General features: G+C 50.9%; 14 protein-coding genes. 2 read left to right on the top strand and 12 right to left on the bottom strand.

The features are described from left to right. Window positions 1-286 precede the first annotated feature (286 nt). From NYE33_RS11985 to NYE33_RS11970, 4 genes are all read right to left on the bottom strand, one after another. A complete protein-coding gene (locus NYE33_RS11985) occupies window positions 287-496 on the bottom strand; it encodes a hypothetical protein (protein ID WP_039300906.1) in 210 nt (69 codons plus the stop codon). Window positions 497-510: 14 nt separating this feature from the next. Then, window positions 511-1,032 carry a PRC-barrel domain-containing protein gene (locus NYE33_RS11980; protein WP_039300903.1) on the bottom strand — a complete coding sequence of 174 codons (522 nt, stop codon included), beginning with the start codon at window positions 1,030-1,032 and terminating at the stop codon, window positions 511-513. Between the two features lie 88 nt (window positions 1,033-1,120). Further along, the gene (locus NYE33_RS11975) at window positions 1,121-2,272 is read right to left on the bottom strand and encodes a cysteine desulfurase family protein (RefSeq protein WP_042139499.1); all 1,152 of its coding nucleotides are present in this window, start codon (window positions 2,270-2,272) and stop codon (window positions 1,121-1,123) included. A gap of 233 nt (window positions 2,273-2,505) precedes the next feature. After that, window positions 2,506-2,994 (bottom strand): DUF523 domain-containing protein, encoded by a 489-nt coding sequence (locus NYE33_RS11970; RefSeq protein WP_076245120.1) that lies wholly within the window; start codon window positions 2,992-2,994, stop codon window positions 2,506-2,508. A gap of 132 nt (window positions 2,995-3,126) precedes the next feature. Between NYE33_RS11970 and NYE33_RS11965 the strand changes: the two genes are divergently transcribed. Together NYE33_RS11965 and NYE33_RS11960 are read left to right on the top strand one after the other, a co-directional pair. Next, complete coding sequence (locus tag NYE33_RS11965; RefSeq protein WP_076245122.1) at window positions 3,127-3,810, top strand: SOS response-associated peptidase; 684 nt, start codon at window positions 3,127-3,129, stop codon at window positions 3,808-3,810. Window positions 3,811-4,065: 255 nt separating this feature from the next. Continuing rightward, a complete protein-coding gene (locus tag NYE33_RS11960) occupies window positions 4,066-5,898 on the top strand; it encodes an alpha-glycosidase (RefSeq protein ID WP_083705587.1) in 1,833 nt (610 codons plus the stop codon). Window positions 5,899-6,959: 1,061 nt separating this feature from the next. Here NYE33_RS11960 and NYE33_RS11955 read toward each other — a convergent pair. The 8 genes from NYE33_RS11955 to NYE33_RS11920 form a co-directional block, all read right to left on the bottom strand. Next, window positions 6,960-7,139, bottom strand: coding sequence for a hypothetical protein (locus NYE33_RS11955; protein ID WP_039300892.1), 180 nt, complete (start codon window positions 7,137-7,139; stop codon window positions 6,960-6,962). 388 nt (window positions 7,140-7,527) lie between these two features. Beyond that, a complete protein-coding gene (locus NYE33_RS11950; RefSeq protein ID WP_042139506.1) occupies window positions 7,528-8,367 on the bottom strand; it encodes a carbohydrate ABC transporter permease in 840 nt (279 codons plus the stop codon). Between the two features lie 23 nt (window positions 8,368-8,390). After that, the gene (locus tag NYE33_RS11945; RefSeq protein ID WP_081970191.1) at window positions 8,391-9,326 is read right to left on the bottom strand and encodes a carbohydrate ABC transporter permease; all 936 of its coding nucleotides are present in this window, start codon (window positions 9,324-9,326) and stop codon (window positions 8,391-8,393) included. A 17-nt stretch (window positions 9,327-9,343) separates the two neighbouring features. Beyond that, on the bottom strand, window positions 9,344-11,257 hold the full coding sequence (locus tag NYE33_RS11940) for a GH32 C-terminal domain-containing protein (RefSeq protein WP_341065911.1): 1,914 nt from the start codon (window positions 11,255-11,257) through the stop codon (window positions 9,344-9,346). Between the two features lie 95 nt (window positions 11,258-11,352). Further along, entirely contained in the window at window positions 11,353-12,972 is a 1,620-nt protein-coding gene (locus NYE33_RS11935; protein WP_042139507.1) for a response regulator transcription factor, read from the bottom strand. Between the two features lie 5 nt (window positions 12,973-12,977). Next, window positions 12,978-14,759: a cache domain-containing sensor histidine kinase gene (locus tag NYE33_RS11930; protein ID WP_340943087.1), complete on the bottom strand. Its 1,782-nt coding sequence runs from the start codon at window positions 14,757-14,759 to the stop codon at window positions 12,978-12,980. A gap of 157 nt (window positions 14,760-14,916) precedes the next feature. Next, complete coding sequence (locus NYE33_RS11925; protein ID WP_042139508.1) at window positions 14,917-16,245, bottom strand: ABC transporter substrate-binding protein; 1,329 nt, start codon at window positions 16,243-16,245, stop codon at window positions 14,917-14,919. Window positions 16,246-16,627: 382 nt separating this feature from the next. Then, window positions 16,628-18,211: a response regulator gene (locus tag NYE33_RS11920; RefSeq protein WP_341065910.1), complete on the bottom strand. Its 1,584-nt coding sequence runs from the start codon at window positions 18,209-18,211 to the stop codon at window positions 16,628-16,630. Window positions 18,212-18,222: the final 11 nt, after the last annotated feature.

Raw genomic sequence — 18,222 nt, 5'->3', positions numbered from 1 at the left:
AGCACATATAACAAAGATGCAACTTCCGCATTTATAGGAGAAGTTATCCTGTAAACAAACGCTGTCCAGGGTCCACACACAACAAAAACCAGCCAATCCTGGTCCAGGATTGGCTGGTTTTTGTGTTGCAGAAGATTGAAGAATCGTTACGTGGAACACCCACCGCAGGCTTGCGGATCTCCTGCTTAAGAGCAAACAAGGCTGACCCAGGCATCCATTCGACGCTTTGAGGTCAGCCCCACGGCGAATCTATGTAACTTTATCCGGGAATGAATCAGGCTAATGATCAGGAGGATGCATGGATCTGCGGGAAATCCTGTGCAACATCTTCACCCGAGAACAGATCGTCAAGCGAACTGAGCGTGCCATCTTCTTCAACCTGATAAACCGACATTTTCTCGCCGTTGACCGTTAGTTCGATGAAACAGCCCCAGCAATAGAACTGGTGGGAACCGATCTTGCCGATATCCTTGGAGTTGCAGTTTGGACACTTCATATAATACATTCCACCTATCCGTTAACAATATTAATGGCTTTTTGAAGCCGTTCTTCGCTCATCGCAGGAACCAGTACCGAATTCTCCCCGATAGACATTCCTTCAGAACAAGGCAGCCATTTGCGGCCTTCGATCAAATCAGTTACAAGCCCGTCACTGATTTCCAGCGCTACTATTGTGTTTCCCATCTTTTGGTCAAAATAAACATCCGATATTCGTCCAAGTATCGTTCCGGATGCTGTAAGCACCTGCAAATCCTTCAACTTGTTCTTTCCCAAGAGGAAAGTATAGGGTATATGGTCAGCGTCGGTCTTAATAATCGACTCTTTATTGCGGATCATGACAGCATCTTCGCCATAAGCGACAATATCATCCCATGCCACAACTTTCACATGACTGGAGAAAAAAGTTTTGCTTTCCAGTTCAATACCCGTAATGTTCCAGTTTGAATCCAGTCCAATATCGATTATTTCACCGACTTCAGTACCTTCTTCAACTTCATATACGGTGAGGCCAATCATATCTTGAAGTTTCATGGCGTCCAAAGTCCCCTCACCTTAAATAGTACTTACGAGTTCCCTGAGGCTAGAAACCTTCCAAACGGATGCCAGACCGCAAAAATGCCTAGTCTTTAGTACGCAGCCGGTTTAAGATGGTTCCAACTTTTTGGGCAACAACCTGCATTTCTTCATTAGTATTACCCAAACCTGTACTAAAGCGAATCGCCGAGTTCAAAAGTTCTTCCGGAAGCTTCATCGCCTGCAGGACATGCGAGATTTCCAGAGAGCCCGAGGTGCAGGCTGAACCGCTGGCGGCCGCAATCCGCTCCATATCGAGATTCATCAGCAGCACATCTGTCTTCGCACCCGGGAAGCTTACATTTAGAATTCCGGGCACCGTCTGCTGTTCATTTCCGTTAATTACATATCCGCCGGCTCCGGCATGCTTGTCCAGCTCCTGCAGCAGTGTACTCCGCAGACTGACAGCCTGCTCATGATGCTCCGCAAGTCCGCCTACAGCCAGCTCTACCGCTGTAGCGAAGCCGGCTGTACTGGCCAGGCTCTCCGTACCTGCCCGTCTGCCGCGCTCTTGAAGTCCGCCATGTTGCCTTGGCTGCAGCGGTGCTCCCCGCCGGACATACAAACCGCCAATTCCCTGCGGACCGCCAATCTTGTGGGCCGAGAAGCTCATATAGTCGACAGGCAGCTCGCGGAGCACCATAGGTAGCGTGCCCAGGGCTTGTACAGCATCCACGTGAAAAAGAATGCCCCGCCCGGCCGCCAATCTGCCAATCTCTTCTATAGGCTGTACAGTTCCCACTTCATTATTCACAAACATTACGCTAATCAATACTGTATCCTCACGCAGGGCAGACTCCACATCCCTCAGAGAGACAAGTCCTGTGGAATCTACGGGAAGATAAGTAACCTCGAAGCCCTGTTGCTCCAGTTGTCCGCATGTATGCAATACCGCATGATGTTCGACTGCTGTGGTAATAATATGTTTACCCTTATGAATAGAGGCATAGGCTGCGCCGAACAGGGCGAGATTATCGCTCTCTGTACCGCCGCTGGTGAACACCCACTCATCAGGGGAACAGCCCAAAAAGCCCGCGATCCTGTCGCGCGCTCCGTTTACGATTCTTTTGGCCGACCGTCCGAACTGGTGTACACTGGACGCATTGCCATACTGGTTCAATAACATATTGTACATAACCATAGCCACCTCCGGATGAACCGGTGTTGAGGCGGCGTGGTCCAAATAGATGGGTTTCATAACGAGATTCTCCGCTTCTTGAAATTCAGGATTTTCTTAAAATATAAGAATTTATATGCTTCACACGATAATTTATCCTTCTATTTCTCGCTGAAACGGTACCGTCCTTGAGAGAACGGCAAGGCCGTTTCCACTTGCAGGACTACTCAATTATACTGCTGAACAAGCCCTTTTACCACCTGTTAATAAACACAATATTGTAACATTTGTCCATGGAGTATTATTGGGAAAAACTATGGCTTGGCCGGTTCGTCAGCCCCGAGTTCTTGCAACCGCGCAGCCAGCTGCTCCTCGGAGATCACTTCAATGCCGTGCAGCCGCAAGAGCGCTGAGGTTACACCTTCTCCCGGCACCTTCACACCGGCAAATTCTCCGTTATAGATCATGGAACTGCCGCAGGACGGGCTGTTCTCCTTGAGCACCACCAGAGTTGCCGATAAGCTACTTGCCTGCTCCAGTGCGGCATAGGCTCCCTTTATATACATTGCAGTTACATCATTGCCTGTTCTGTCGATCACCCGGGCCTGGCCTTCCAGTACATCCCTGCCATTGCCGCCTATGATCTCAGCCGGTTCCCGGGGAGTAGAGAAGCCGCCCATCAGTTCAGGACATACGGCAACCGCCTGCTGATTGTCCAGCAGACGCTGGATACCCGGATTCAGACAATCCGTGCCGTTATATCTAACCTTCATTCCGGCCAGGCAGGAACTTACGATAATCATAGCCGCCGCCCCTCCTTCACAATCCTTAAGTTTCTTCCTCTATAATGTAATGCTATCATGAGAAATATAGGCAGCATAGCACGAAGCGGCTATGCTGTAAACTGGCAGCCACTAAAGGGAGGCACGGGCAAAATGTGCGGAAGATATACGATTACCGTAACACTGGAAGAGCTGATGACCAGGTATTTCACCGGCGATCCTTCCTTCGACCATTATGCACCGAAGTTCAACGCGGCTCCGATGCAGTATATTCCGGCTGTTATTCATGATGGCAAGCGCAATAAGCTTGGCCAGCTGCGCTGGGGGCTTCTGCCTTCCTGGTCCAAGGAGGATAAGAACGCTGCGAAGCTAATCAATGCCCGCAGTGAATCGCTGCTGGAGAAAGCTTCATTTAAAGGGCTTGTATCGTCCCGCCGCTGCATCATTCCGGCAGACGGCTTCTATGATTGGCAGGTCAAGGAGAGCGGCAAGCAGCCGCTGCGCATCACCTTGCGGGACGGACAGCTCTTCTCCATGGCCGGCCTGTATGATATCTGGACAGATCCAAGCGGCCACAAAATCGCCACCTGCACCATCATCACCACAGCTGCGAACAGCCTCATGGAGGAGATTCATGACCGGATGCCGGTCATTCTGGGCAAGGACGCGGAAGCACAGTGGCTGGACCGCAGCAATCAGGATATCCCCTCCCTGATGAAGCTGCTGCAGCCTTATGATGCAAGGCAGATGCTGGCTTATCCAGTCTCGTCCGCAGTGGGCAATGTGCGTAATGACTACCGGGAGCTGATTAACAGAGCCGGGGCAGATGCCATATAGGCTGCATCACTCTATCCGGGTATTATCTGCCGGTCATCCATCTGCTGACCGGCAGTTGTTTTGACCAGCTGAGGCTGTATGATTCGGAAATCCCCACCTTTGTAAGCTCTCTATCCCCGCTCCCGCTCACCCACTATTTTCCATCCCATGACCCTTCCATCTGGTGTTTAATTCCTATTTATCCCGGGTATTAACTAAAGCTCATAATTCATTCGTTATTATATCCATTCATTATTGATCCCAGGAGGAATAGACATGGCTATCAGCAGACATGCACTGACATCAGCAACAGCACCAGGCACCTCCATTGAGCTTGAGTGCCTCTATCATTCTCCGCAGGGCAAATGGGCCTATGCTTATAACAGCACTACCTTTCACCTGCGTCTGCGCAGCAAAAGGAATAATGTGAAACGGGTATTTGCGCTAACGGGCGATAAATACGATTGGGAGCATCATCATCAGGAGTTGGAAATGCTCAAGGTGGGTTCAGATGCCTATTTCGATTACTGGGAAGCTGAGGTAACGCCCGAACGCAAACGTTTCTCCTACGGCTTCCGCCTGGAAACGGATGCGGAGACGGTATGGATGGTTGAATCCGGCTTCTATAGGAAAGAGCAGCCTACGCCTCCCGGAGGCTATTATGAAATGCCTTATATTCACGAGGTGGATCTGCTGCATGTTCCGGAATGGGCGAAGTCCGCGGTCTTCTATCAGATCATGCCGGACCGGTTCGCCAACGGCGATCCGGCGAATGATCCTGAAGGAACGCTCGAATGGGGCGCTACGCCGGCGAATGACAGCTTTTTTGGCGGAGACCTGCAGGGCATTATCGACCATCTGGATTATATTGTTGAGCTTGGCGTAACGGCGCTATATCTGACACCTATCTTCCAGGCTCCCAGCAACCATAAATACGATACGGTAGACTACGGAACGATCGACTCCAGCTTCGGGGATTTGGAGCTGCTGAAGCAGCTGGTCAGCCTGGCCCATTCCAAAGGGCTTAAGGTAGTGCTGGATGCCGTCTTCAACCATACAAGCGCGGAGTTTCCGCCATTCAAGGATGTAATTGAACATGGGGCAGCCTCCAAATACGCCAATTGGTTTCATATCTATGATTATCCGGTTAAAGCCGAAGGTGACAATCCCAATTACGATACGTTTGGCTTCTTCGCCGGGATGCCCAAGCTGAATACGGCCAACCCGGAAACCAAAGAATATCTGCTGGATATCACCCGCTTCTGGCTCAGTGAGGTTCAAATCGACGGCTGGCGGCTGGATGTGGCGAATGAGGTGGACCATGTATTCTGGCGCGAATTCCGCCAGGCGGTCAAAGAGATTAACCCGGAGGCGTTCATCATCGGTGAGGTATGGAGCGACTCCCTCAACTGGCTGCAGGGGGATCAGTTCGATTCCGTAATGAACTATCCTTTCTCTGACCGGCTGCTGGAGTACTTCCGGGGAGAGGAGATAAATCCGGCAGCCTTCGCCTCCCATATCTACGGACTGCTGATGCGTTACCCGCGGCAGGCAAATGAAGTACTGTTCAATCTTCTCGCCAGCCACGATACTCCCAGAGTCCTTACCCGGCTGGGCGGGGATACCCGGAGACTGAAACTGACAGTCACCTTCCTGCTTACTTTTACCGGAACCCCGTGTATCTTCTATGGAGATGAAATCGGACTTACGGGAGAAGATGACCCGGATTGCCGTAAATGTATGATCTGGGAGGAGGACCGTCAGGACCGTGAGCTATTCAGCTTCTATCAGCGCATGATTGCCCTGCGCAAGGAACATGAGGTACTGCGTACCGGTCACTTCCGTTTCCTGCAGAGTGATGCAGATAGCCGGGGCCTCGTGTATGAACGGTTTGATGACAACAGCCGCTTTACCGTCTGGATGAACAATTCCAGCGAACCGTTAACCCTTCAGCAATCATTCACCGGGGGCAGCTGGCAGGACGCCTTCAGCGGTGAGCCGGTGGAGATGGACGGCGATGGAATCAGCATTACGCTGGAGCCGCTGGGGTTCCGGATACTGCGGAGTGTGGCTGAGGCTGCGGATGATGGTGCGAAGCCTGAGAATTAATTGACCCGGCAGGCTGCCAAAAAAGGAGGTGTTCCCGGAGCCATTACTGGCTGCAGGGACACCTCCTTTGCATGCTGGACAGCGACGTTTGCAGCTAAGAACGCCGCCGCACTGTAATCGCAGGGACCTTTCGGCCGCTCACTTCATCGTTTCCGTACTCGCGCACACTATTCGGTTGCTCACTTTGCCGATTCTCCTCACTGCCTGGACAAACATATAGTCGCCTCGCACTTCGTATACCGTTTCGCGACTCAAGTTCGCCGTACGCACCTGTAGACACTTGTTGGTCGCCAGTTTTGCCACACCGCCCGAAATAAGTGGATTTTCAGCATCTATTCATCCCTTGGAATTCACTTTACGGGTAACAAGTGGATTAACGTCACTTATTTCCATCCCATTCCCCGTTATTAGGCAGCGTTAGTGAATATAAGTGTCGTTTATCCAACTAATCCTGCGCAAACAGCAAATCCCCCAACTTTAGATGTCGTTTATCCACTTATTTCCCCGGCGCAGATAGCGCTAATTATATAAATCCCATCCGCGCTATTGATCTCCGGTGTCGCGGTATATAACCCAGGCTCATAGAAGCCAACGACCTTCTTTTGGCGGTAATTACGATCCGCTGAATGCCCAGCTTCCTGATCCATTGCCCGGCAGCCCCGATCAGCTTCCGGCCATAGCCTTGGTGCCGGAGGAGAATGAGCAGGTTGCCGCCACCGCCCGGATTAATCTGAACATGGGGAATACCCCAAGATCGTCCATGCTGTCATCCTTCGCCAATGCCGGGGTATGCGGAGCATCTCTTTCGTTTTCCTATAGGCGAATTTAGCGAATTGGAGATTCCGGTCGGGGACGTTCTCCCGCATGCAGCAGATACAAGCACAAGCCCCTCAATTGCGGGTATATTGTAATTGTTAAAATGAAAAAGCCGCCAATAAGCGGCTTTTAATTTTTGGCTCATACCTAGTGAATTGTAAATGCAGATTGATCTTTACGATGAAATTGTCATAGCTTTATGCATGCTAAAGCTGTGAGGTATGAGGAAGCTACCCGAAGAAAGGCTATGTGCTCTGAGTTGGCTTTTTGCGTATACTTGTGAGTTCAAACGCCTCTTTAGGAATTCCCAATTCATGAGCCTTCTTCTTCTTAATCACCATGGCTTGTTGTAAGCTTGTAGCTTGAAATTCAATTGTAGTGCCAAGCGGATCCTCAAATGCATAGTAGCTTTTTTTATTGGACATTAACTTAGGGCCTCCTCATCTTATTCTCTAATGATTGTGCAATTCAAGGCCGCTCACCGAGTTTCCGGATCGCTGCAGCTGTATTTGCTTGCAATGAGACTGGATGGTAAATCGCCCTAATAGTGTGCGTCTCCTCTTAGAGATCTATTCCCGAAGACGGCCTTGAAACAAGCTGCCCTTTCGGTTTCTTGTTTCGCGCGGTTCAGGCACTCAACTGGCTAAAACCTAAATAAGATGACTCCTGATTCATTCAAGAGTCATCTTATTTACGCCTAGTGGCTATCCCTTTTCTGTCATCCGGCCGTTTGCCTGCCGAGCCGCGGCAATGCGGCCGGCACATTAACCGGGCGCCACTCTACCGTATTTCATCGCTTTCCCCGTTCCTTCATTACCCTTTCACACCGGACATCGTAATGCCCTGAATGTAATAGCGCTGCAGGAACAGAAACAGGATCAGGATCGGTACCGTGGAAATGGTGCTTGCGGCAAGAATCTTAGACCAATCTGTTCCTTCCACCGAGGAGAAAGTGGCAATGGCTACCTGGATCATCTGTTTCTTTTCGTCATTGATAACGATTAGAGGCCACAGATATGAATCCCAGTTGCCAAGAAAGGTCATCAGCGCAAGGGTGATCATCGGCGGGACAGCCGCAGGCAAGACAATACTGGAGAAAGTCCGGGACATCGAGGCTCCGTCGATTTTGGCCGCCTCCAGAATCTCATCCGGAATTTCCGCGAAGAACTGCCGCAGCAGAAAGATTCCGAACACAGACAGCATCGAAGGAATCACCAGCGCCTTATAGGAGTTAAGCCAGCCGAAATAATTCATCAGCAGATAGTTTGGGACCAGCGTTACTTCACCGGGAATAATCATCGCCGACATGAACAGGGCGAAGACAACCGCTTTTCCACGGAAACGCAGCTTGGCAAAAGCAAACGCCGACATCGAATTCACCAGCAGCACCAGCAGGGTTACAATCCCTGCCACAAACAGTGTATTAGCGATATAGCGGAGAAAAGGGTTGCCCTCACTGAAGATAACTTCTTTGAAGTTATCCAGCGTTGGCTGGACAGGAACGAACAAATGAATATTCAGGCTGGAGGAGTACTTGAACAATTCCTCATAAGGGCGTAGTGAACCCGAGATCATCCAGAGGATCGGGATAATTGAAATGACAGCCAGGACGGTCATAACCGTATACTTGGCAATGCTTGCAAAGCGGTTCATGTGGATTCCTCCTAGTAGTCTCATTAATATTCCGCATTCCGGAACAGTCTCATCTGTACGAGCGAGATGGCGAGAACAATCGCGAACAGAATAAAGGCGGCAGCGGTGCCGTAGCCCATCTGCATCTGCTGGAAGGCCATTTTATAAATATAATAGACTGCGGTTTCGGTAGCCCCGTTGGGTCCTCCACTGGTCAATACAAAAACAAGGCCGGACAGCTTAATGGCATCAATTGTCGTCATAATCACAACGAAGGCCGTGGTACGGTTCAGCAAAGGAAGCGTAATGCGGAAGAACTGCTGTATTTTTGTAGCACCGTCTACCCGGGCCGCCTCGTATAAATCTTGCGGAATGTTGTTCAGTCCGGCCAGGAAGATAATCATGAAAAAGCCTACGCCTTTCCATATTCCCAGCATGATCACACCGTTCATCGCCGTATCCGGGTTGGACAGGAAATTGGTAGTGGGCAGATGAAATGTCTTCAGCACATTGTTCAGAATCCCGAATTCCTTGTTGTAGATCAGTTTGAACACCGTTGCGGCCACTGCCGTAGAAATGACAACCGGAATGAAATAGAGGGTGCGGAACAGACCGGTAAGCTTGAACTTTTTCTGGATTAACAGTGCTAGGCCCAGTGAAATCGAGGTCTGAATCGGAATAACTACGATGGCAAAATGAAACGAATGCCTGAGACTGGCCAGGAAATCCCTGTCCGTCACCAGAGTCTTGTAATTATCCAGCCCGATAAAGCTGCGGGTCGATCCCACCAGGTTATAATTCTGAAAGCTGATCACAAAGGCTTGCAGCATCGGATAGAACACAAAGATGAGCAGCAAAGCAAAAGAAGGCAGCACGAACCACCAGGCGGTCATTTCTTCTCCCCGCAGAAACCGGCGGGGCTTTTTGCTTGATGGGGCAGTTTTGGAGGCAGACTCAGCTGCCGCTGTAACGCTTGTCATGATCTTTTCACTCCATTTCAATCCGGTTTATAGACGTACACGTTCATTACGGCATACACTTGCCCACCCGGGGCAAGAGCTTTAATCTCCGTCTGGCCTTCCTTCAGCCCCTTTACGACAGCGGATGTTCCGGCACGGCTCTCCACCTGTGCAACTGCCTCATCACTCGACACCCAAGTAAGATCCTGGGGAGCTGTCAGCGGAACGACCGCCGCTGCCGCTTCCACAGTGCCGCCAAGCGGAACATCCACACTGGATTGGCTAAGCAGGACGCGAAGCGGTTCCGAGCCGTCCGGATCCTCATTCCGCCATACACTGGCCATCGGATAAAAGACGGCCTGGTCCAGCATCACATCACCCTTTTTCACATACAGCTCCAACCCGTTGCTGGTAGCCCCCGGGAAAAGAATACTGGAAACCACAGTCTCACCGTCTGCGCCGAACACCTCCAGCGTCGATTCATCCACATAGATATGCAGCCTGACTTTACCGTTTACCGCTCTTAAGGGAGCCTGAACCGTTTCGGCAAACCCGGCTTCAAATGAACTGTCGCCTGATCGGGTTCGATCCACTGTTAGTGTCGAATTAACGTTGTTATAAGATATAATAGTTTCCTGATCTCCGCCTTTTCTCAGTTTGAATCCGAATTCCGCCTCTCCCTTCACGGTGAACTCGGTATCGAGTTCATAGGAAGTCCCGTGCAGACTGGCCAGGGGATTGTTGCCTGGCTTGAGCCGCTGGGTTCCCACCTTGACCGCTTGGCCACGCAAGGCTTCCAGCTCTTGTACCGGCTGCTGGACGAGGCGCAATCCCTCACCGGGAATGTCGCGCAGCTTCAGCTCCCGCGGCAGCGACATATTCCCTTTCCACGGAGCGCTTGGCATAGAGAACGGATAGCGCCAATTGGACATCCAGCCGGCATAGATCCGGCGGCCGTCACTCTGCGGAATATCAGAGTAGGACACTGCGGCGTAGAAGTCTTTTCCGTAATCGGTCCACAGCACTTTGGAGGGCTCATTCTCGTTCTTGAATGTCTGTCCGTCAAAGCTACCGATGAAATATTGCGCCGCCGAGCCACGGGTTGAGCTGTTATTGCCGATGCTGAGCGCCAGCACCCACCGGGTCTCCTTGCTGCCTTCCACGGGAAGTTCAAACAGATCCGGACATTCCCAGACGGCGGCATGCGAGCCCTGATCGGCGCCGAATTCGCTGGCCAGCTGCCAGGTCTTCAGGTCTGGAGAGGTATAGAATCTCACCCGGTTGTCCACCGAGACAACCATCACCCAAGCGTGCGAAGGCTCATGCCAGAACACCTTGGGATCTCTAAAATCCTTGAGTCCCGGATTCGGAATCACGGGATTGCCCTCATATTTGATCCAGGTGCGTCCTTTATCAGAACTGTACGCCAGGCTCTGCGACTGCATTCCACCTTTGAAATGGGTGAAGATCGCAACCAGTCCCGCTTTTCCGCCAAAAAAACCGCTCGTATCCTTCCAGTCCACCACGGCGCTGCCTGACCAAATCTCCCCGAGCGAATCGCGCAGGAGCGCTACCGGCAGATGCTGCCAATGGATCAGATCCGTGCTGACGGCGTGACCCCACTGGCCGCTGTTCTGGTAGAACTGGTGATATTCACCTTCGAAATAAACCATTCCATTCGGATCGCTCATATTCCCGCTTTCCGGCGACAGATGATACTGCGGGCGGTATAGCTCCGTGTAGTAATCAGGAACCGCAGAAAACTGAAAGGCCGCAGGTGCAGTAGCAGAGATGGCATTGGACGGAGTTTTAGAGTCAGAAGTATTGCTGGTATGATTACCGTTGCCGCCAATAGTGCACCCTGCGATAACCAGCAGTACTACGGCCACACATGCCAGTTTGCTTGTAGCTTTGCTCTCTTTATGTGCTTGCTTCTCTCCAGAAACATTCATGCTGCATACTCCTATTCCTTGTTTGGTTGACACTATTGTAGCTGAACGGCTAGAGAAATCATTTCAATATGATCGGCTCAGAAGTTGTGATGTTTTCAGGGGTGATTCTTCAAATACCATTCACGGTATTCTTTGGGGCTTTTGCCGCTGTTTTTTTTGAAAGAGGTGCTGAAATAGCTGGAACTGGAATAGCCGACAAGCATGGCGATATCGGTCAGCTTCAGTTCGTTCTCTTGCAAAAGCTGCTCCGCCTTGGTCATTCTCAGCCTGGTGACATAGTCGCTGAACGTAATGCCCACATGCTGCTTGAACAGCCCGGATAAATAGGTCTCATTCAGATGAAACATTTCGGCGAGGGAAGAAAGCGTCAACTCGTAGGAGAAATTCTCCTCCACGTATTTTCTGACCGCTTCGACCATATGCTGTCCGCTGGAGAAGCGGAGCTTCCTCACTTCGTCCATAACCAGCTGCGCCAGCTCATCGATCTGTCCCCGCACGCCTTCACGCGACTGGTAATCGGCAATGGTCATCTGACAGTTCCACAAATACTTCTGCAGGGCGGAGCCGCCGAGCTCGAACTTCTTGGCGATGGAGCTGAACATCAGCAGCATCCGCAGGGCCAGAAAGGTAAAAGCAAACATCGGCGTATCTCTTTCGCTACTGAAAATGGTGTCAAGCTGCTGGCGGAAGGTGCTCATGTCCAAATTTTCAATCGCCTGCACCAGCTTCCGCTCCACCTCCGGGGTAAAAGCCTGCGTAAGCTCCATCACCCGGCTCCGTTCGCCCTTTCCATCTTTATACACGGTGCTTTGGCTCCAGGACAGCATGCATGAAGCATAACCGTTCTTCAGCCGCTTGAGTCCGTTCACTTCCTCGCCAATCCCCGTCACACATTCCAGCTTCAGGTAACTGGCGATGTTTCGTTTCAGTTCTTCTACGAACCTGTCCGTTCGATCGGCATGCTCCGGCCCCGGCTTCATAATAACCAGAAAATACATCATCGCTGAATTGGCGACATCGCTGAACGGATAGATTCCTTTCCGCTTAGCAGCCGTCTCCCGGCATAACATCTGAAAAGCCAAATTGAGCAGATCCCGGCGCTCCTGCCGGTCCGCCATCCGCCCCGCCGGCACTCTCATCTCCACAGCAACAAACTGCAGCTTCAGATCATCCGCCGTCAGCGGGGTCAGCTGGAGCTGCTGCAGCCGTTCCCTGATAGCCGCCAAGCTGTACCACTCGTCCTTGACCATTTGCAGCAAAAAATTCTCCTGCAGCAGCCGCAGCTGCTCATTTTTCTGCAGCAGATCCTGCCGTGAGGCCTGCAGGTTTTTTTGCTCCTGTCTAATTTCTTCACCCAGCTTGCCAAGCAGCTCATTCAGTTCTGCGCGGGCTACCGGCTTCAGCAAATAATCCTTCACTCCAAGCTGTATGGCCGATTTCAGATAATCAAAGTCAGAGTATCCCGACAGCACAACCGTCCTCAGCAGCGGATACTTCTTTTTGCAGATGCGGATAAATTCAATGCCGTCCATCTGCGGCATACGGATATCGGAGATGACCAGCTGCGGCAGCGGTCCCTGCTCCAGCAGCTGCAGCGCTTCATTGCCGCTTGAGGCCTCCGAGACCACCCGGAAGCCGGCGGCTTCCCAATCGATTTTGGCTTTGATACTGTTGCGGACCCCCTTCTCGTCATCCACCAGCATAATCTCATACATGATTATCACCTCTCTATCATCGGCAGCTTCAGTGTAATGGTTGTTCCTGTATATAGCTTCGAATCAAGCACGGCTTCAAACTGCTCGCCGTAATACAGGCGGCAGCGGGAGAGCACATTGCGTAGTCCGATGCTGTCCCCTTTATGATTTAAGATTCCCACACTGTTCCTAAGCTCCGTATCGGCAAGAATGCTGGCGATCAGTTCCGGTGTCATTCCTGGACCGTTATCCTGGATCTGCAAGTGCAGGCGCTCTCCACACACACTGGAGGTGATCGCCACCTCGGCGACCCCCCCTTTTTCCAGGCTGTACTTCACCGCATTCTCTACCAGCGGCTGCAGAATAAACTTGGCGATGAGCAGCTGATCCGCGGCGGAATCCTGCCGGACCGTCACCATCAGATGATCCTCATGCCGCAGCTTTAGGAGGAACAGGTAGTCACGGATATAGCCAAGTTCCTCGCTGACTTGTACCAGATCCGTATCGAGACTCAGCGAATAACGCATCATTTTACCCAGTGCTTCCGTGGCGTCCATGACCAGATCCTCCCGTTTCATCGCCGCCAGACCGCTGATGATCTCCAGTGTATTGTTGTAAAAATGTGGATTGATTTGCAGCAGGAGCGCTTTGTATTCGGCATTTTTCCGGCGCAGATTGGTCTCGAATTCCGTCTCAATCAGATACTTCAGCTGATGGGTCATCTGCTCAAATACACCGGCCACATAGTCCACTTCGCTCTGCCGTGATCTAACCTTTGGCATGTCCTTAATCGCCAGCTCGAACTGCCCGTTTTTGACATGCCGCATGGCCCGGGCCATGGCACTTAATGGCTTCGTTATGCCGGTGGAGAGCCACAGCGCGACAATAATGACAAGGATCAGCAGAACAAAGCTGGCAACGAGCAGCGTTTCTTTGAGCATTGTGATGGTGGCATACAGCTCCGCCTCCGGCACCTCGCCGACGATCAGCCAGTTCTGCGCAGGCAGCCTGCGGTAAAAGAACAGATAGTCGGTCCCCCCTTGGCGAAGCGGAAACATACCGCTGGTCTGTCCTCCACTATGTTTCTGCACAGTAGCAAGCCCGTCTCTAAGCAGGCCCTCAGATCCTGTCAGATCCTGATTGAGTACACTGAGGCCTTCAGCCGTCAGCAGGAAGGCTTTGCCGCTTTTGCCGAAGCTGATTTTATCCAAATCCTGGCGCAGCAGCACCGTAGGATAATTGATTTTGATCACTCCGACATCCTTAAGGGACTGGAGCTGCACCAAAGGGAGCACAAGGCTATTGACATCGCGCGAACGTATGTTGTCGTCGGCCTGATCCCTGTCCTTATGAGCCTGCGTCCAGCGTACGTCCTGCTCCTTATACTGGCTGTACCAGCTGCTCTTCAAGTAGCTCAGGTCCTGTGTCCATAACCCGCCCTTTCCCTCCGCAAAGGTGGAAATGGAAATCACATTCGAATTATTGATCGCATAAGAGGATAACAGCTCCCGCATCTTTTGCTTGGCCAGATACTTTTCACCCTTCGTGCTCTCATCGTTCAGGTCGGCGGTTATCCATTCCTGTGTGATGTCGCTGCTCAGCACCTGGTTGCCCATATCCTCAATCTGCGTCAGCAGTGTGCTGACATGGGAGGCAAATTGGTCTATGGTTTGCAGCGTGGAAGTCTGGGTAGATTTTCGGATCTGCTCCGACGATTCCTTGCTGAGGATAAAGACAACCGCCGTAATCGGAAGGATCAGCAGAATCGAAAAAGCCAACATCAATCTGCTGCGTAACGAGTAGAACATGACAACCGCGCCCCTTGCTATCATTATGGTCCAAAAATTCAAAATAACCCCACAACGTGGAGCTAAATCTAAAGCTTCTTTAAGCTGAAAGAAGAAACAGCTTTACCGCCCTTTTGATAAAGGGCGGCTGCCGTTTCTGCAATGTTTGGAAATTTTATTATTTTTGCGGCAGATCTGCATATGCCTTGTCAATCTTTTTGATGGCGTCGGCAATGGCTGCATCCGTGTTGCGTCCGGCGATGGTCACTTCCTCAATCATCTTGTTTACCGCTTCGGACATTTGCGGGAAGATCGGTGTAATCGGACGCGGTCTGCCGAATTTCTGATTCTGTACGACAAAGATATTCTTCGGATATTGACCTAGCTCAGGGAACTCGTTGGCTACTGAATAGCGGGCCGGAATATCTTTTGTGATAGAGCAATAGGTCTTAGCCCCTTCAGTACCAGTCACCCAGTTTACAAACTGCCAGGCAGCTTCGGCATTTTTACTCTTCGCGGAAATGGCCAGCGACCAGCTTCCGTTCGCGACAGCCTGCTGGGTTTCCTTCGGAAGTGGTGCGATATCATAATCTTCGCCTAATTTGAAATTAGGGAACTTGTCGGCATAATTGCCCAGTGACCAGGAGCCGTCAACCGTCATCGCCAGCTGGTTGTTCGGGAACGGATCTGGCGGGTATTCCAGGGAGGACACTTTATCTTTATTATACAGGTCGGAGAAGAATTGCAACGCCTTTTTGGTCTCTGGCTTATCCAGGTAGCCTTTGGAGGTTGTTCCATCCGGGCTCATGATCTCGCCGCCAAACTGCCAAATAATCGGATATTTAAAGTATGCTGTTGTTCCTGCATTACCGAAGCCTTGCGCCGGATCAATACCGTACACGCCTTTGGCCGGGTCGTTAAGCTTTTTAGCTGCATCCAGCACCTGATCCCAAGTCCAAGGCTCTTCCGGGTTCTTGGAGGGAAGAGGGATTCCCTTCGCTTCAAACATTTTTTTATTATAGAAAAGAGCAATGGAGGATTCGGTGAGCGGAGCCATGTAAATTTCATTATTATAGGTATACGTGGCAATGGTCGATTCCGGAATATCCTCCAGGTTACCGTCCTTCTTGAAATAGGCGGTCAGCGGCTGTAAGGCACCCGCATGGGCGTAAGAAGCCATATTCGGGCCGTCGACGGCCATAATATCAGGGGGACTGCCCGAAGCAATGGATGTTCTCAGCTTGGTATCGTAATCGGCATACGGAATCGGACTCATCTCAACCTTGATATTAGGATGCGCTTCATTAAACGAGGCCACCAGCTTGTCATAGGCTGAATTCTCGGCGTCATTGCCCGAGTTTCTCCAGAACGTGAGCGACACCTTCTCTTCTTTGGGTGCCGACGAACTTCCCGCCTCCGGCTGCGCGTTATCCCCTTTGCTTCCACATCCGGCGAGCAGTCCGCATGCCAACATCGCGCTTAGTACCACTTTACTCTTACTGTTCAATAATGCCCTCCCCTTTCATCTACTGTCTGCGCTTACAACTAAATATTATCAAACATGCCCGATGATAAAATTCATTATTCTCTGCACTAAACTTTCAAAATGTTCGGTATTTCTATCAAAAGCAATTATACCGGATACGATCGGGTGACAAATGATTAGAGGCAAGGCAATATCTACGAACAGAGGCAGACCCTTATCTTTTTTCAAAACTGCGCGAACGGACCGTTGTTCCAATCGCTGTTTAAACGGGAAATGGACAATAGTTATAAAAACGCAAAGCAGCGATCCTCTAATACCAGGAGAATCGCTGCTTTGCTGAGTTTTACCGTTTAACAATGAAGGTTTGCTATGACAACTAACAATCAGGGTTGGAATAAATAGCTTATATCCGCTTACAACACGACTCTTCACTTTTCATCATATGTTCTTCTCTATACTGGCCGGGACTTACGCCCACAACCTTCTTGAACACCTGGCAGAAATACCGCTGGTTATCATATCCGACATTTTGGGATATTTTGAAGATTTTGAAGCTGCTTTCTCTTAGCATCTTTTTCGCTGTCTGAATGCGCAGCAATGTAACATATTCCAGAATGGTCTGTCCGGTCGACTTGGAATATAAGTTGCTTACATAGGAAGAATTGAGGCCGAATCGTTCTGCCAATTGATCCAGCCCAATATTTTCATGGTAATGGGATTCAAGATACGCTTTGATTTCTTGAACCACCTTTTCCTTCATGGTAGTCTTGGTTACACTCAAATAAAATTGCACACTCTTCGCTAAATCCTGCAACTGTTGCTGCAAAGACGACCAATCCGGCGTTTCCAGTATCCTGTCAATCAGCTGCATGCGGGCGCCGATCACTTTCTCAATCTTGATTCCATAGTCCTGTTCGATCAGATCGAGCATCCGGTTCACCCACTCTATGCCTGCCTTCTTCAGCAGAACAGGAGCCATCAGCCGTCCCGTCCCCCATTCCGTCCAACGTTCAAGCATCTCCTCGAACTCTTTCTGTTCGTAACGGACGAAGGATTGGGTGTTGTCAGACCAACGGGTCAGCCACTGCCCGGATACGCGGGTAATCTCCTCTAAGCGGCTCCCCTCCATAACCGGAACCCCAAAGAACACCCCCATTTCACATGCCTTGTCGGCTGCCGCAAAAGAGAGATTTGCATCTATAATTCCAGCTACAACCGGACCCAATCCAAACGACAATGAAATATCGTCCGCTGAGCTGTCATTCGAGAAGGCTTCGGCTGCAGACAGCAAAATTTCTGTTAATGGCTCGTTGTCCTCCATGGCCGCCATGCATAATAAGATGACTTTCTGTTGCTCGTAGAGTAGGTCCACAACGATTCCGTGATTCGTCAAAAAGCTAAGGAGAGCATCTGTAGCGCCATTGTTCTTCATTCGTTCGAGCCACAGCGTCTCCGTGCTTCCAATCACTAGGACCGCAAACTGGTTATATCGTTCGTAGGGCGTCTGATCAAACGATGGGCGTTTGGCATGGACGATTAGATCTGTAAACGCCGCCCGGTCCAAGGCTGTTGCATTCCGAAGCTCAGGGTGATTCCCCGTTGTATCCGCTTTACGCTCCAGACGCTTGAGCGCCCTCGAGACAGTCTTGGCTACTTCCTCAAGCTCTGCCGGCTTGATCAGATAATCCACCGCCTCCAGCTCAATGGCTTCTTTGGCGTATTCAAACTCGGAATACCCGCTAATGATGATACATTCCGCCTTACGGCCTTTCTCCTTCAAGGCACGGATCAGCTCCAGCCCATTCAGGCCGGGCATCCGAATATCTGTCAGCACAATGTCCGGATCGGACTGAAGAATCCGTTCCAGGGCTTGTTTGCCGTTAGTTGCCGTCCCCACGATCACTATGCCATACGAGTTCCAGTCGATCACAGCCGACAATGTCTCCACCACCAGCTGTTCATCATCCGCTATAAACAGTTTATACATGATGTAATCCC

Origin of the sequence: Paenibacillus sp. FSL R10-2199 (assembly GCF_038000235.1) — a bacterium.
In the GTDB taxonomy this organism is placed as follows: Bacteria; Bacillota; Bacilli; order Paenibacillales; family Paenibacillaceae; genus Paenibacillus_AQ; species Paenibacillus_AQ phytohabitans.
Note: the sequence above shows the minus strand (reverse complement) of the source record. Positions and strands in the feature narration are given on the sequence as shown.